This window comes from Bacteroides sp. B1-V-101 (assembly GCF_023656585.1).
GTDB classification, from domain to species: domain Bacteria; phylum Bacteroidota; class Bacteroidia; order Bacteroidales; family Bacteroidaceae; genus Bacteroides; species Bacteroides thetaiotaomicron.
Genome location: NZ_JAMOKH010000028.1, coordinates 51,413 through 67,408, shown reverse-complemented (window position 1 = coordinate 67,408; position 15,996 = coordinate 51,413). Strand labels below are relative to the sequence as shown.

At 47.7% G+C, this 15,996-nt stretch carries 10 protein-coding genes and 3 pseudogenes; 8 read left to right on the top strand and 5 right to left on the bottom strand.

What is annotated here, in order from left to right:
* Window positions 1-77: 77 nt before the first annotated feature.
* Both NBH01_RS18695 and NBH01_RS18690 read right to left on the bottom strand, forming a co-directional pair.
* A complete protein-coding gene (locus NBH01_RS18695; RefSeq protein WP_004308134.1) occupies window positions 78-4,043 on the bottom strand; it encodes a hybrid sensor histidine kinase/response regulator transcription factor in 3,966 nt (1,321 codons plus the stop codon).
* A gap of 195 nt (window positions 4,044-4,238) precedes the next feature.
* On the bottom strand, window positions 4,239-4,409 hold the full coding sequence (locus NBH01_RS18690; protein WP_008643590.1) for a hypothetical protein: 171 nt from the start codon (window positions 4,407-4,409) through the stop codon (window positions 4,239-4,241).
* A 536-nt stretch (window positions 4,410-4,945) separates the two neighbouring features.
* On the opposite strand from NBH01_RS18690, the gene tnpA reads away from it, so the two are divergent.
* The 3 genes and pseudogenes from tnpA (at window position 4,946) to tnpC (ending at window position 7,397) form a co-directional block, all read left to right on the top strand.
* Window positions 4,946-5,380 carry an IS66 family insertion sequence element accessory protein TnpA gene (gene tnpA / locus NBH01_RS18685; protein ID WP_004308135.1) on the top strand — a complete coding sequence of 145 codons (435 nt, stop codon included), beginning with the start codon at window positions 4,946-4,948 and terminating at the stop codon, window positions 5,378-5,380.
* Between the two features lie 4 nt (window positions 5,381-5,384).
* A complete protein-coding gene (gene tnpB, locus NBH01_RS18680; protein WP_074759520.1) occupies window positions 5,385-5,729 on the top strand; it encodes an IS66 family insertion sequence element accessory protein TnpB in 345 nt (114 codons plus the stop codon).
* A gap of 82 nt (window positions 5,730-5,811) precedes the next feature.
* Window positions 5,812-7,397 (top strand): annotated as a pseudogene (tnpC, locus tag NBH01_RS26815) (IS66 family transposase).
* A 274-nt stretch (window positions 7,398-7,671) separates the two neighbouring features.
* Here the strand turns inward: tnpC and NBH01_RS18665 are convergent.
* A complete protein-coding gene (locus tag NBH01_RS18665) occupies window positions 7,672-7,914 on the bottom strand; it encodes a hypothetical protein (RefSeq protein WP_010537621.1) in 243 nt (80 codons plus the stop codon).
* Between NBH01_RS18665 and NBH01_RS18660 the strand changes: the two are divergent.
* The 5 genes and pseudogenes from NBH01_RS18660 to NBH01_RS26715 all read left to right on the top strand — a co-directional run.
* A pseudogene (locus tag NBH01_RS18660) lies at window positions 7,844-8,293 on the top strand (hypothetical protein); the annotation flags it as partial. The gene NBH01_RS18665 and the pseudogene NBH01_RS18660 sit on opposite strands and share 71 nt — an antisense overlap.
* Before the next feature lie 207 nt (window positions 8,294-8,500).
* Window positions 8,501-9,625 carry a helix-turn-helix transcriptional regulator gene (locus NBH01_RS18655; protein ID WP_004318663.1) on the top strand — a complete coding sequence of 375 codons (1,125 nt, stop codon included), beginning with the start codon at window positions 8,501-8,503 and terminating at the stop codon, window positions 9,623-9,625.
* Window positions 9,626-9,971: 346 nt separating this feature from the next.
* Window positions 9,972-11,177 carry a hypothetical protein gene (locus tag NBH01_RS18650; RefSeq protein WP_004308143.1) on the top strand — a complete coding sequence of 402 codons (1,206 nt, stop codon included), beginning with the start codon at window positions 9,972-9,974 and terminating at the stop codon, window positions 11,175-11,177.
* Window positions 11,178-11,210: 33 nt separating this feature from the next.
* Window positions 11,211-11,480 (top strand): hypothetical protein, encoded by a 270-nt coding sequence (locus tag NBH01_RS18645; protein ID WP_004318665.1) that lies wholly within the window; start codon window positions 11,211-11,213, stop codon window positions 11,478-11,480.
* A gap of 65 nt (window positions 11,481-11,545) precedes the next feature.
* Window positions 11,546-12,674 (top strand): annotated as a pseudogene (locus tag NBH01_RS26715) (transposase); the annotation flags it as partial.
* Between the two features lie 154 nt (window positions 12,675-12,828).
* Here NBH01_RS26715 and NBH01_RS18630 read toward each other — a convergent pair.
* Entirely contained in the window at window positions 12,829-14,988 is a 2,160-nt protein-coding gene (locus NBH01_RS18630; protein ID WP_250700214.1) for a BACON domain-containing protein, read from the bottom strand.
* An 83-nt stretch (window positions 14,989-15,071) separates the two neighbouring features.
* Complete coding sequence (locus NBH01_RS18625; RefSeq protein ID WP_004308146.1) at window positions 15,072-15,962, bottom strand: Lcl C-terminal domain-containing protein; 891 nt, start codon at window positions 15,960-15,962, stop codon at window positions 15,072-15,074.
* Window positions 15,963-15,996 lie beyond the last annotated feature (34 nt).

The following is a 15,996-nucleotide window of genomic DNA, read 5'->3' as shown; positions in this document are numbered from 1 at the left end:
TTGTCGGTGCGGAGCGAAACATACACCATCTCCGACAATAAGACCTGCCATATCCTGGAGTCTGTCTGCCCGTGATGTTATCCTCTCATCGAATTCCTGTACTCACTCGGGCTCATTCCATAGTACTTCCTGAACACCTCCCTGAAATATCTGACATCGGAGAACCCCGAGTCATCCGAGATTTCCGTTATCGAACAGTCTTTTTCCCTGAGCAGTTGTGCCGCATATTGCAGCCGCATGGAGCGGATATAGTCAGCCGGGGCATGGCCGGTGAGCGCCTTCAACTTGTTGAAAAATCCGGTGCGGCTCATGTTCTGCATGCCACAGAGCATGTCCACACAGAAACCGGGGTTGTCGATATTCTTCATGACGCATTCCCTTACGGAGGCCATGAATTTCCAGTCCCGGGTATTGTGGCAGTCCGGCGGAACCTGTCCGACTCCGTCCTCAAGACCGGCGTATGCCCGTTTGAGCAGTGCCCGGTTTGCCAGTATGTTCCTGATATTCGCCCTGAGCACGTTTATGCTAAACGGTTTGGTGATATAGGCGTCAGCTCCGTTTTCCAGCCCCTCCAGCATGTCCTTCTCATCTCCCAAGGCGGTCAGCAGCATGACCGGGATATGGGATGTCTCAATATCGGATTTGACGGACGCGCAAAGTTCGTCCCCTCCCATTTCAGGCATCATAACGTCCGAAAGTATCAGGTCCGGATTGTATTCTCTCGCCACAAGCAGCGCGTCCCGTCCGTTGGAACAGGTTTGGACCAGGTATTCCTCTTTCAGCAGCCCCTCAAGGTAGGTCCGCAAATCGTCATTGTCCTCCACAATAAGAATACGCTGCCGGTCCCCGCCGGTCATTGTTGGAAGGATCTCACGCATGGGGCCGCAATCCGGTCCCATGCGGGTTTCCCCGGTATCCTGTTTCCTGGGCGAAGCAACGGGGCATGCCTTGTCAAGGCGTCTGCTCCTCAGGGGAAAAATAACACATACCATGGTCCCCTTCCCCTCGGTACTGGTAACGCGGACCCTGCCTCCGTGCAGCCTTACCAGCCTATGTACCATCATCAGTCCGACACCGTTTCCCGCCACTTGCAGATTGACGGCATTACTGCCCCTGAAATGGTTCCTGAACAGTTTCTTCCGTTCCTCAGGTGGAATGCCAATCCCCGTGTCTTCCACTTCCACACCCCATACATGCCGGTCCGCGAAGGCACGGACCTGGATACTCCCGCCCCGTGGAGTGTACTTCAGTGCGTTGGACAGTATATTCTTCAATATAGAGTCCATTTTGTCCTTGTCAAACCGGACATTCAGGTAAGGGAAGCCGCTCTCACGGGTGATATCGATGTCCCTGATGGAGGCATATGTGCGGAATGCCTCACAGGTCGTCTCCAGATAACTGTTGAGCTCATATTCCGAGACATGAAGTCTCAAGGTGTAGTTGTCCGTACTCTCGAAATCTATCAGGCTGGTGACCAATCCCAGAAGTCCGTCCACGCTTTTCAGGGCCATCCGTACATTGTCCATCCCCTCCGCCTTCACCATGTCTTTCTCCACCACCTCTTCCAGCGGAGCCTTGATCAGCGTAAGCGGAGTACGGACATCATGGGCAGTATGTATGAAGAAGCACGTCTTTTCGTCTGATATCCTTTTCTGCCTGCGCAACATGGCAACGCGAAAAGACACCACCCCAGCCAACACACACAATGACGCATATCCGGCAATGGCCCATGTACCCGCCCACAGCGGCCGGGCGACACTCAGACCGAGGCTTCTTTCCTCATACACCTTGTATTTCTCCTCATTGGAGACGGCACGGATACGCAGGGTGTAGTTGCCTGGGGGCAGGCTCGTGAACTGTATCCGCCCGCTCTGGACCGGATGGCTCCAGCCCTCGTAGAGCCCCTCCAATTTCCATGAATATAGGATGTTCGAGGGATAGTCGTAGTTGATGGAGACAGCTTCCAGGGAGAAGGTATTCTGGTCATATGCAAGTTCCAGCCTGACGGTATTGTCAATATCCTCCCTCAAGGGGGATCCCTTGTCCCCGGGATAGACGGGGCGGTAGGAGATCATGAAATCCCGCAGGAGCATCCGAGAAAAATGCGGGGCGGGTATCCTCATGTCGGAGGGGAACATGACGGCTCCGGTGTTACTCCCGAACACGAAGCTTTCCCCGTGCCGGAAAGTGGATACCCCGGCATTGAGGCATACGCTTGCCAGCCCTTGTTCTGCCGTCCAGTTTCTGAAAGTGCCGCTCTCACGCCGGAACAGGGCCACGCTGTTTTCGGTCCCCAGTAGCAGGGTGCCGTCCGCACGGGGGACAATGGTATGGATGTTATTGGATATCAGGGCGCAGTTCTCGGTCTGGTATTGGCGGACGAACCTGTCCTCCACGCTGTCATAGACGAGAAGTCCCGCCCCGCCGGTGCCGATATACAGGAGCCCGTCCGGTGCCTGGTACAGTGCATAGACATGAACCGCCTCGACTGGAAAGGCGATATGTCTGCAGGTCCCCCCGTGCCCGTCAAGCAGGTACAACCCCATGCCGGTACCGATCCACATCCATTCCGGAGCCTTCTCCAGTATGGCGGTGATGGGGCCCGGGACCGGGTACAGGCGTACTGTGCCGTCATGGGGATCGAAACGTTTGAGATTGTGGCAGCCCCCTGTCCATATACATCCTCCGGAATCTTTTCCGATGTCATTGATATACTGGTCTGGACGCCCCTCTGCTGCAAAGGAGGGGGGAAAGTATTCCACCCTCCCGGTTTTCTTTTCGATCCTGTACAGGCCCGAAGCGTACCCGCCGGCGCAGATGACACCCGGCGAGACCTCGCAGAGCGTCAGGAAGATATGGTTCCCGCCATCCTGTATCCCATCGGACCGGCTGAGAAAGGAGCGCCACCGTCCTACCGCAGGCTGCAGCAGGCTGATCCCGTTGCTGGTGGCGAACCACAAGTCGCCTTCGCTGTCTTCGATGACATCATGCACCTGATCGTTAACCAGCGACCGGCTGTTGCCCGGTGAGTGCCGGAACCATTCATAGCTCTGGTAGCGGTTATTCCGGATTGTGACTCCGGCGGGGTAGTTGGCAAGCCAGATACGGTCCCCGCCATCCACATAAATGTCATTGATATTGTCTCCGTTCATGCCGTTGTGGCTGGCGTAGTCGGCGGTTATATAGGGTTTGGGCACTAGCGAGTCCATATCCATCCTGTATACCCCCCTTCCGCCCGTGGCTATCAGCAGCTCCCGGTCATTGAGAGGGGTGATCCGGTTGACGGCCACATTCCGCAGCGTACTGCCTGCGGACACTCCGTATACAAGTATGCCCTTCCTGAAGGTTCCCACGAACAGTTTCTTCGAACCGGGGTGGTAGTAGAGTTCGCTGACCGGCGTCCGGATGCTGTCCGTGTCCGCAAGCGCCTCAAGGACACCGTCCCTTTCCCGTACCGGAAAAAGTCCGTTCACGGTACCGATGAAAAGGTTTGTACCGTCCGTCTCGCTGATAGCGGTTATATCACCTCTTAAACGGGAGACCAGCCGCTGCGCAATGCCTGTGCGGGTGTCATAGCGGATGATATGGTCACCCTGACAGAGCCATATGCGGTCCCCACGGTCCATATAGGCGTAACAGAGCATGCCCGTGGCGAAGTCATCCTGAAGACCGGGTATCCTGTATACCATCCGGAAACGGTCATGGAGGGTGTCGTAATGGAAAATACGGCCTTTCCTTCCCACAACCCACAGCGTGTTCTCCGTGTCGGTGTAGAGCCAGTTCAGATTGACTTGCGGGGCCACCTTCAGATTGCCGTCAAGAACAGTGTAATGCCTGATCCGCTTGCCGTCATAACGGTCCATCCCCTCCTGGGTGAGGAACCACATGTATCCCCTCCCGTCTTTTTGGATACGGTAAATCCTCCGGTTACTCAATCCGTCCTCTATTCCCAAGTATTTATATATCTGGGCTCCGCACATGGAGGAAATTCCCAGCATGAGGAATGCGGACAGTATTCTTCCCATATTCCGAACACGTGTCATTCTGATGTAAATTAGACAACAACTGTTGCAAATATATAAAAATATAAATTAATATACAAATTTAAACATAACCTCGGATGTCGGCATCAGGCGGTATGTCCTCAATGTCATGTACCCCGGAAAATAGCTGCATACGGGACCGGCCCATGATATGAACATATTCCGAGAGGCGGTTGTTCAATTGACCCGACGGAATTATGGCTTGCCGGGCTCGGGACTGTCCGCAAGGGTACGTTGGTCCGGTGTGCGGAATACCATCCATACCTCCGGTCCGAATTTATATCCGCGGGTGGTACAGGTGCCGGTCGAGGTTTGGCAGCCCCCAATAAAGCGGGCCGAATTGTTTGTAAGCACTCTTACCCTCATGCCCGATTTATAGATAATCTTCCAACAGTAAGAAGTTATAATTCGCATTTAAGAACAATGGCGGGCATTTCTTGTTAATATTATAATCATATAAAAGAGGCGCATCCGTTAGTGCCAGATTTGTTCACCACTTTCATCGTTGCGTATCGTATTGCGAGTTGTCCGTATCAGATGTTTATCCCCTCTTTCTTAAGACTTCCTGAGAACTGCCTGGGAAAGGACGGCTTTCCGCATTGCGACTTCATCCACAGCCCTTGGCGGTATAGCCATGCCTTTCACGGGGACTACGGTTGATTCATGCGACACAGCAGATTCCGGTGCTATAACAGGGTTGCCTACATACTTGTGCCTCTTTTCAGCTTGCTGTCCAGATCCGAGTTGCGCACTTTACCCGCAGGTTGGACGGTTGTACATAACAATATTGATCTTTTTGGGGGCTAAAAGTCGAATATCCCCTTAAAGTAAGCGCCTGAGTAAGTACATCTTCTACAGTTCATTTTCCCTCCTTACTTTTGCTGCAAAAAAAATAATATCCTATGATGCAGCGACGTAAACACATGATGAGCAGAGAAAAATTTATCTCCGTTCTTTTCCGTCAGCAGCAGAGTGGTTTGTCCATTGCTGATTTTTGTGAGAATGAAGGTTATAGCCGTAGTAGATTCTATCTTTGGAAACAAAAATACGGTATAACGGAGCGGGAGTTATTGGCAGAAGCCTCCCGCTTAGGGGTTAAAGACAGCTTTGTCCCCATAGTAATCAATGGCGACACGCCATCCCCCGGTATATCTCACGAGGCTCCCCTGCCATCTCCCCAGCCTAGCGTCCCCTTTCCCTTGAAAGGAAAGGACAGCTCTGAAATATCCTTGGAATTACCCAACGGATTGAAGTTGAAGTTTAAAGGGTCTTCCGGCTGTGAAGCTGCCCTGAATCTGATCTCTAAAATATATAATGCCAATGTTCTGCCTAAATGACAGCATGAGATATTTCCTGTGCCCCGGTTATACGGACATGAGGAAAGGTATGTTCACTCTTTGCGGCCTTGTGCATGAGAGGATGGGAGGCGACATCAGAAGTGGGGAGGTATTCATTTTCTACAACCGTTTCCGGACCAAGATAAAATTGCTCCATGCCGAACCGGGCGGTCTGGTCCTTTATGAGAAACTGCTTGAAGAAGGCACCTTCAAGATACCCGCCTATAATCCTGCCACCCGTTCTTACCCCATGACCTGGAGTGACCTGGTCGTTATGGTGGAAGGCATCAATGAAGATGTCAGCAAAGGCAGGCAAAGACGGCTTTCCAATTTGAAAAAGCATTGGTAAAACAGTTGTAAACAAACAGCTTGAAGGCTTGTTTTTCTTGTTGTTTTTGACTATCTTTATATCATCAAAAAAAAGATATTGAATGGCAAAAGAAGATGCAACCGGACAAGCTGTGGAACCCTCAATGGAGCAGCTGCTGGATATCAACCGTAAACAGAGTGAGATCATCTCAGCCCAGGCAAGGACCATAGAAGAACTCCGGGGTACGATAGTTGAGTTGAACGCCTCCCTGGCATGGCTGAAGAGGAAGGTGTTCGGAAAGATGAGTGAGAAATGCAAGCCTGTCGATAACGGAGACCCGAAGCTCCCTTTTGACTATGGCGACCTGGAACAGATAGAGGCGGAAATCGAAGATGCCCGGAGCAGGGCGGCTGAACAGATTACCGTCCCCAAGTCCCGGGCCGCCAATAAAACGCCGCGCCGTAACCGGGTCGTCATGGATAACCTTCCGGTTGTAACAGTCGTCATCGAACCGGAGAATGTCGATTTAAGCAGATACGTCAAGATAGGCGAGGAACATACCAGGACCCTTGAGATGAAACCCGGCTACCTCTATGTGAAAGACACGGTACGTCCCACATACGCCCTGAAAAATGAAATGGAGGCCGTTGATAACGGAGAAAAGGCTGTAATAACCGCTCCCATGCCACTGATGCCCATATATAAAGGTATGCCAGGGGCTTCCATGCTCGCTGAGGTCCTTTTACAGAAATACGAATATCATGTCCCGTTCTACCGACAAGTGAAACAGCTGGAACATCTGGGTGTGAAACTGTCCAAAAACACATTGGACGGCTGGTTCAGACCGGTCTGCGAGCTTCTCAGGCCACTTTATCTGGAACTCAGGAAGAAAGTACTGGCCGCAGATTACTTCCAGGTTGACGAGACCACGCTTCCGGTTATAAACCACGACAGGCATAAAGCCGTAAAAGAATACATCTGGATAGTCCGAGCGGCTGTGCCGCGTCTGCCTTCTTCCATTACGACAACGGATCGCGTTCACAAAAAGTTGCGGTCAGGCTTTTGAAAAACTTCAAAGGATATCTCCAAAGTGACGGCCATCCCATTTATGACGCCTTTGAGGATGGGGAGGACGTATGTCTGTGTGGGGGTCTCGCGCATATCCGCAGACATATAGAGCTGTGCAAGGAAGAAAATCTGGAATATGCCATGCAGGGACTCAAATTTATCCAGGATATGTATAATGTGGAATACATGGCGGATAAACAGGAACTCCCGTATGAAGGACGTGCTGAATTACGCCAACGTCTATCCAAGCCGATGCTTGACAGCTTTGAACTCTGGCTTAAAAACACATACCCTAAAGTTCTAAAACGAAGTCTTATGGGAAAAGCCATAGCCTATGCCTACTCCCTGCTGCCAAGAATGAAACCGTATCTCCATGACGGAAGAATTTTCATTGACAACAATCGCTGTGAGAATGCCCTGAGGCCACTGGTCATATCAAGAAAGAACATGCTGTTCTGCGGAAACCACGAAGCGGCTGAGAATACGGCTATAATCTGTTCCTTGCTTGGCTCATGTAAGGAACGTGGTGTCAACCCCAGAGAGTGGCTGAATGATGTGATCAGTAAACTCCCCTATTATCTGGCTCCCAAATCAGACAGAGACCTGAAGGAACTGCTACCGGATGTATGGAGAAAATAATCAGGACAGTTCCGGGAAAATGCAGGAAAAAACGGGAAAAAGCGAGACTGACACTCAATGACAACCCTGAGATAAGTTGGTATATGGAAATTGAGATGCACTTACAATGGAGTGCATCCCACTGAAAAATTGAATGCACAAGATGTAGTTGAGCAGTCGCTTACCCCTTAAAAACAAGGAGCTGACGCATGTGTACAGCCCCTTATTTTTTGTATAGCCCGGCCTCCTCTGGCATATTGCCGTTGCTTCCATCTGTAACAAGCAAAATCAGAATCTATATGCGGAACTTTTTGTTCCCGTAGCTGAGAAAGTCCTTCGTGGCATATTTCACACTGAATGGTCCGTAGTCACCGAGAGCCGAATGCGCAATTTGCTTGTCCGGTTCTGTCACATGCTCGACAGGTTCTCCCGTAGTATCAGTATCCTTGTATGACATAGGCTGCATGCTGGCGATGGCTGACCCGGTAGCCGCCGCACGCAATTTCCTGAACGCATTGGAGAGGATTCCGTCCATCATTGACCAGTACAAGGCGAAGAACGAGGTGCAGGAAAAGGAGGTCTCACAGTTGTAGGAGATAGCCGGGAAGGTATGGAAGAAGGAGGACGAACTGAAACAGTTGAAGTCCGAACTTGCAGCACTCGACCGAAAGATACAGTTGGAGCTTGAGCCGCCTACGCCCGAAGTCGCCGAAAAGGAGAATGACGGACAGGAGGTCAAACCGGATGCGGAAGGTGTACGAAACGTATCTCCACAACACACCGAAGATGTGCCGCAGATACGCAGCTCGGTGAATGAACGCAGTCCGTCTGGCAATTTTATTGCCGACCACATCATCATCGGGCGGCCGGGATTCAACGTCCGTGACGAGTGCAAACCGAAAGGTATAAAAATGTGAACGAGTGTGCGGATATATATGGCAGGATTGGGAACATACCATTCCTTTTCCTGCTTTTTCCATCAATATGACATAATGGCAAGGATACCATACAACAAGCCCTCGATTATATCAAAATAGGGTGTTGAAAGTAAATCGTCATGGCAAATCCGCCATATATTCAGTATTTTCGCTAATTTTGCATTCAAAATAGTTAGGCATAATAAAATGGAACCATCTATATACAGTTATTCACTTTGTATTGCGCTACCGTTGATGTTGTTCTTCGGCTTTTATTTTTTGTTGGCTCCAACCTCGGAAAAAGCCATTTTCAATAATTATCTGCGTTCCCGGCGAATTATGGGGGTAGCCATACTGTTACTTGCCGCCAACTATTCGGTACATTTCTTTTTTGGAATCAGGTTCAAGAATACCGATGCCGCCATCCTGATGAACCTGTCCACCTATTTTTTGTGCTACTGGTTGTTCAGTTCGGCCCTCACCACTCTGCTTGACCGCTTTTATATCACCAAACGTCGGTTACGGACGCATATCTGTCTATGGATACTGTTTTCCATCCTTTCCGGCATCGTTCTGCTGTTGTTACCAAAAGGTGGTTTACAGACAACGGTGATGTTTGCCTTGGCCGCATGGTTGGTTATCTATGGGCTGTTCTTGACCCGTAGGCTTCTCCGGGCCTATCACAGGGTCATCCGCATTTTCGATGACACCCGTGCGGACGACATCGGTGCCTATATCAAATGGCTTTCCATTTTCACCTACTGGGCTGTCACATTCGGGGTGGGATGCGGACTGCTGACATTCCTGCCTGATGAATACGTCTATATCTGGATTCTGTCATCGGTACCGTTTTACATTTATCTCTTCCTTTGCTATCTGAACTATCTGCTGTTTTACGAACAGGTGGAAAACGCGATGGAAGATGGCATGACTTCTGAAGAGGAAGACCTGTGTGACACCACAAACCGGGAACAGGCACAGAGGCAGGATACTCCTTTTTTCCATGCCGAAATAGCGAAAAAAATCAAAGGTTGTATCGATGCGGACGGTTATATCCGGCCCGGCCTTACCATAAAGGAGCTTTCAGATGTGCTTCATACCAACCGTACCTACCTGTCCGGGTACATCAAAACTACGTATGACATGTCGTTCCGCGATTGGATTATCGGACTTCGTATAGAATATGCGAAACGTCTGCTTGCGCGATATCCGAGGTTGACGGTTGCCGACATCTCCGAGAAATCCGGTTTTTTGTCACCAAGCCATTTTATAAGGCTGTTCAAGGAAAATGCGGGCTGTACCCCTAAATGGAGGAAAACAGAGGCGGAATAATACGGTGTGTTATGGATGGAGGAATAGCCCAAACGACAAAAAATAGCCTAAACTACAAAACTAAAATGTTCTAAACCACAAAGATGTGCGATTCTGACAATTGAGACAATTTTTATAGGCAAGAATCGGGCTGAATTTAAATCTTTTCGCTTATTTTGCACTTGTCGGTTGAGCCTGCGTCATCTCCAAAAAGAGTAAAACAGGGTTTTATGGGTGATTTTAACGTGTGTAAAAGAAAATGCTACCCAAATAACTTCAAATAAAGACAACTCTATTTCAAGCGGCAAATGAGTTCTACAGCTTGAATTTGAATAATACAAACAATAGGATTCTCCTTTAAAAAGTCATGAAAAAGATTCATTTACTTCATTACTTATTGTTGTGCTACATGGTTCTTGCGGTAGCTACATCGTGCGGCGATGACGAGGATGACTACGCCCCCGACAATGTAAATGATCCCGAGAAACTAACTGATCCTTTGCCTACTACCGACCAGTTAGGCGTAACACACAACAACACGCTTTATTACCTTTCGTTCTGGAGCAAAGAAGACCATATGATATCCGAGAACATGATAAACCGTTACAAGGAGGCGGTTCCTTATGCTCCGGGAAAGAAGATGGAGGTTGGCGACGCGTTCTTCTTTACCCGGCAGGACATTGACCGGATTCAGTCGGATACCGATTTGCTGGCTGACATCAAGGATATGTTCCATAAGCGGAGCATCGTGATGATGATGGAGGGAGGAACGAACGAGGATTTTAATACCGTCTGCACGTTGCTGGATTGCTATAATCCTTATGCGAAGGAAGATGAGTCTTATTCGGACGAACTGCCGCTGTGGGTATTTTCTGGACCGCTTCCGTCGGCGAGCGGATTCTATTCCAAGCTCAATGCGCTCAGTACTGCTACCGGAGCTGATGGCAAAGAATCTGTACAGACGATTAATGAATACGGGCAGGGATTTCATTGCGACATGACAAGTCAAAGTTTACAAAGAGCCCTGGAACCGAAAGCTCCGTCAAACGGTTCGTCGGATTTGAAAAACTTGATATCTGCCTATATCGTTATCGGTCAAAATAGCTATACCGCACCTCCTGTTCATGGACATGAAGGTAAAGGGACAACCGATAATTTTCAAGTAGAAGCTAAGATATGGACCGCTTATAGCAAAGACCGGAAAGAACATTTTTATTTGGTAAATCTGGGTTTTATAGCCTATGTAGAACCTTCTTTTTATGGAGAATGGCATACCAAGGTCAGTACTCTGAAAATGAAAGGGTATGGCTTTTGCCTGACTGACGTAAATTTGGAATTCGCTCCGGTTCACCCGAATGGTGCCATTATTCATGCACATTCCCCGCAAACTACGGAACGCCAGAGCTCTTATACCAGCAGTGTCTCTTTCGAGTTAGGAGGAAGTGTCAGTGTCACTGGACCAGAGATTTCAGGAGGAATAAGCATTTCCAATAGCCATACGGAAACAATAAATGATATTGAAGTTATCAATAGAACCAATCCGGCCCAAGGAAGCCCACAGCTTAGGTGGTAGTTTAATTTACGCGAACCTTCTTCACATTTTAATATGTTTTGTTACGCGTCGAGTGCTGTCAATGGAGGTGCTAAGGCCGGGATAACCACTTGTAGCTTGTCCACAGATTTTATTATTTCTGTACCTGATGGAGCTGACAACGAATGGAAAGTAAGCATGTATCCAACACTGAAAACATATTTCTTTAGTGACCTTTTTGGATTCCATGATCAATATGAAACGCTATTTGATGATGCGGCAGAAAGCTGGATTGGCATCGAAAAAGTTTTTAACTTGCCGACTGTCGATCTGAAAGATGAATGATTTGTTACGTTGATATTAATAATTTCTAAAGTTATTGGATTATGAGAAAAACATTCTTGGTGATGAGCAGGCTTATCGATTTATTTGTGGATATCTTGCCTATAGATGAGCTTGGGTTTAAACATGTCAAACTTCAATCAGAAGGGAGACCACCGTATAATCCTGCAACATTACTAAAATTGTATTTATATGGTTATAAGCACTCAATAAGATCATCAAGAAAGTTGGAACACTTCCTGTAAAGTAAATGTGGAATTATGGTGGCTATTAGGAGGCTTAATGCCCTCTTTTCGGACAATTGCTTATTTAAAAAAAAATAATGCGGAGGCTTTTAGAAAAGTCTTTAGGCAGTTTGTCCTTATGCTAAAGGATATGGGTCTGATAGAAGGCGAAACCATAGGTATAGATTCTTTCAAGATATTTGCCCAAAATAGTCTCAGAAACAATTATACACAAAAGAAGATAGACAGACATCTTGAATATATAGATAACCGTATTGAAGAATTTGAAGTAGCTTTAGATAAGACTGATAAAGAAGAAGAAAAAGAACTTCTTAAATCTAAGATTAAATTACAACAAGACAGGCGTAAGAAATACGAAACTCTTGATACGGAATTGAAGAATAGTAATGATACTCAAATAAGTCTAACAGACAAAGATTCAAGAGCATTAATGTTAACCAATAATGTATCAGGAGTTGAATATGCGGTTCAAGCAGCCTTTGATAGTAAACACAAATTATTGGTTCACTCTCATATTGGAGCATCAACTGATAAAAGAGAACTATCAACAGCGGCATTGACCGTCCAGGAACTACTACAATTAGATTCGTTCAACACACTTAGCGATGCCGGTTATACTAGCGGCGACCAACTACAAGCCTGTAAATATTCAGGAATATGTACTTATTCATCGCCTATGCCATCAACATCACCTAATTCGAATTCCATACCACTGGCTGAATTTCATTATATAAATGACGGAGATTATTATATCTGCCCTTGTGGAGAACAAATGACAACAACAGGGAAATGGAGAATCCGTCCCAATTATAGATCAAAAGTATATAAAACATCAGCTTGTGTAAATTGCTCAATAAGAGAAAAATGTACTCAAAATCAAAATGGCAGAGTAATAGAAAGAAGTGAATATCAAGATGTAATAGATGAAAATAACGCCAGAGTTATGAATCATCTGTTGCAAGGGCGCGCAGCAGACATTCGTAATGTCGCACAACTTCCGCCTCTTCACCGCCCTGACGGGAACTGCCACAGCCCCCCAAAAACAGTCCAAACAAAAAGACTAAAACAGTTGATCGTTTCATGGTGCTGTTTGTTTAATGGTTAAATTACTGGTCATGCACACAACGGACACTACCGCCCAGCAGATAATGATAACCATAATATTCATTAAACCCTGCAGGTAACCCGGCCGGACTATGAATGTCATTACCGGCACCATGCATTAAGGCCCATCTATTACGATTAACCCTATATGTGGGCGCTGTTTTTCCAGCTCCGATATCAGGATTCCAATATATTCCTGTATGTAATACAGAGGCAGGAGAATGTCGTTGAGGTGATGAATATATCATTGGAGTTTGTGTCCAGATAGCTAAAACGCCTTCTTCATATCCACCATCGGGGGCAGATATGGCTGGAAAAGACTTAGCTATTCCCGCACCGCTTTCTATCAATCGAGTAAATACAACAGGATAAGAGCCTGTTATAGACTGTATCAGATTAATAACCTCCCAAGCCGTAGGGAGTCGCCAGCCATCGGGGCAGGCACGTTGGGGAATACTGCCATAATAAATGGGTCCGACCATAGCTGGTGCCAAAGAATATGAACGAGGACGAGCAGCCATATTAGGACCTCCTTCCCTACTGGCGTCTATCATCCAACAAACACCACCATTACCCATACGGGTAGTCTGATAGTTACTGCCACCGATACGCATAAGTTTCATGGAATTTCCGAAACCACAAGCCGGTTGCTGGCTTACATGCAAACGATATTCCAATTCGTTAGCAGAATTTCCTGTTCGTATGGAAAGGACAGCACTACGCATATTCTGGGTAAAGTTCTTACTGTTTGCCGAAATAGTAACCGTGGCTGGTACTCCCGCTGTACCCGAGGTTTGGCTGAGTGAAATCCATGAAGGTTTTCCGGTTATTTGCCAATTGGTATTCTCTGTAGTTATATTTACGGGTAATGAAGCGACACCTATTTGGATATCACCGTCAAAAGCGAACACCCGTTTGTCCACCGTCAGCCGTTTGTTCCCTCGTACTATTACTTCTTCTTGTACCTCGTTCCACGGCACGATACGGCATTTAAGGGTATGGTTTCCTTTGAAAGCTTCCTCGGGAGTTTGGGCCGGCAACCCGTCCACACTTTCCACTTGTACTTTATATTCATGATTACGCAGAATATCCATCGGCACTCCCGAACCGTAGTCCTTGAAGTCGAGGCGGTAGTAACCGTCTACCGACGGCTTAGAGCCGGTGAGATACGGCTTCACGTGCATAACCAGACAAAGGTCGTCCAGCGCATTCCCGCCCGAGGGGCGGTTCTTGTTGTCCACCTCGCACAGGTAGAACGTCTTTTGTGAGCCGTTGAAAATACCGATATTCCCGGGTGACACATCGCTGTTCAATGAGATGAATGTACCCCGTGTCTGCCGTGCCCCGACGGGTACGGTGGGAGTATTCACTTGCTTGCCCGTCACATTATAGTTGTCCGGTGCAATGCGTCCTTTTGCCCGGTAATTGTACAGCCGCAGATCGTTGTAATAATAGAAAAAGCCTTTTAGGTCGGATTCAAGAGGATTGATAAGCGTGAACTTAGCTACCGCACGTATCATCGTCACCTCTTGGGGAGCGCCAGAGGGAGAGAAACCTTCGCCCACCGCTTGGTTGGGAAGCTCGCCCCACATGGGTATGCCATTCGTAAAGTCGGGTGCGGCATCCGTTCCGACATCGAATGCCAGGCGGTTCATTACCCCCTCTTTCTGTTCTCCGAATGCAGCAGCAAGGGTATTCACCTGCTCACGGACATTGGCAAGCACCACGAGTGTCTGATGTTCGGGAGCTCCCATCAGCTGTACACGTACGGTTTGTGTGCCGATATCGTATGTACCCTGTGCACGGTAGAAGAATGTACCTTTCTTTATATTCGTAGGATCTGCAGGATCAACCTTGAATGAAAGTACATCTACAGTATTGATTCCATTTTCATCTATAGCACGTGTCAGCGGCGCACGCGTTTCGGAACTTTGCGAGGTGTTCATTTCAGCAGCCTGTTTTGAAGCACCGGTTTTAAAGTTCAGGTAAATAACGGCTGTATGTCCGTTCGCTTGCGGCACCGACTGCTCCGCATCATCACTGCAAGCGGTCGGAAGGAGCGCCGCCATTGCAATCCACAGCACAGCTGAGGCATGTCGCCTCCACAGATATGCCACACGGGTGAAACCGGATAAACCGGAAGTCTGAAATCCTATATTCATTTTTCTTCTTTTTTTAGTAATATATCTATTTTTTATATCAACTTTCTTACAAACTAAATTGCATCGGTCATATACCGTCTTACTTATTTATCGGCGAACAGACGAACGGAAAACCCGTGGTGTTTAACGTCTCTGTAGTTCGCGAACGCAGAGTACGAGTAGAAAGACACGTTCCAAGCATTGCCGAGGAGGCTGGGAAACTCCGTGCTCGACCAATACCGACCATATTCGCCTCGGGCTTCGAGCAAACCACTCGAAATGAACGTTGGGAAGGAGATATAACCGGCAGCCGGAAAAATACGAACGACAGCCTCGGAAGTATGGCTATCCCACCAAGAATCATTATTGATAGTGCTAATGTTTCCTGTAAATGCGCTGCCCAAGTAAACACAATCCACTTTCAATAGGGAAGTAAAGTCATGGTTGGCAAACGAACCCACGCGGGTGTAACGGTAAGCACAAACCATATTATTATCAGTAGCAAGAGGGAAATCGGATAGGGAAGAATCATCGATAGGATTACCGGTACCTTGTTTGAAACGCAGAGCGTAACAAACACCGTTACCCGAAGAGAAATAATCGTTGGCGAAAGTTTTTTTGATGCCACCGAACTCAATAGCCTCGTTGACATTAGAAGTATTAGTAGGGGAATCATATTGGGTATTACCGCTGTAGGAGAAAACGCCCGTCAACTCCCAGCGGGAAGGCAGGTGGTAACCATAACCGGGATGCCCCAGTTTAAAAAAGACATCATCAAAGAGCTTCTTGGCATTTGGATTGTAAGTATCATTATTCTCTCCTGTGAGCACGTACCAATTATAATAACCGGATTGGTCATTGCTATGGCTCGAAGCCCAATGAAGATTAGGGTCAGTCTGGGCTGCAGTGGGAGAAATACCCGGAGGAACGGAAGAAATGAAAGGAGAATTATAGATAGAGCCACCGGCGAGGTTATATTCGGCAACATAATCCAAAGGCGTACCGATCTGCTTAATATTGATTTTAGTA

Excerpts from the sequence above, each read along its gene's own strand:
- NBH01_RS18695 (WP_004308134.1), bottom strand. The coding sequence starts at position 4,043 with ATGACACGTGTTCGGAATATGGGAAGAATACTGTCCGCATTCCTCATG.
- tnpB (WP_074759520.1), top strand. The coding sequence starts at position 5,385 with ATGAGATATTTCCTGTGCCCCGGTTATACGGACATGAGGAAAGGTATG.
- NBH01_RS18690 (WP_008643590.1), bottom strand. The coding sequence starts at position 4,409 with ATGAGGGTAAGAGTGCTTACAAACAATTCGGCCCGCTTTATTGGGGGC.
- NBH01_RS18630 (WP_250700214.1), bottom strand. The coding sequence starts at position 14,988 with ATGAATATAGGATTTCAGACTTCCGGTTTATCCGGTTTCACCCGTGTG.
- NBH01_RS18655 (WP_004318663.1), top strand. The coding sequence starts at position 8,501 with ATGGAACCATCTATATACAGTTATTCACTTTGTATTGCGCTACCGTTG.
- tnpA (WP_004308135.1), top strand. The coding sequence starts at position 4,946 with ATGATGCAGCGACGTAAACACATGATGAGCAGAGAAAAATTTATCTCC.
- NBH01_RS18645 (WP_004318665.1), top strand. The coding sequence starts at position 11,211 with ATGTTTTGTTACGCGTCGAGTGCTGTCAATGGAGGTGCTAAGGCCGGG.
- NBH01_RS18665 (WP_010537621.1), bottom strand. The coding sequence starts at position 7,914 with ATGATGGACGGAATCCTCTCCAATGCGTTCAGGAAATTGCGTGCGGCG.
- NBH01_RS18650 (WP_004308143.1), top strand. The coding sequence starts at position 9,972 with ATGAAAAAGATTCATTTACTTCATTACTTATTGTTGTGCTACATGGTT.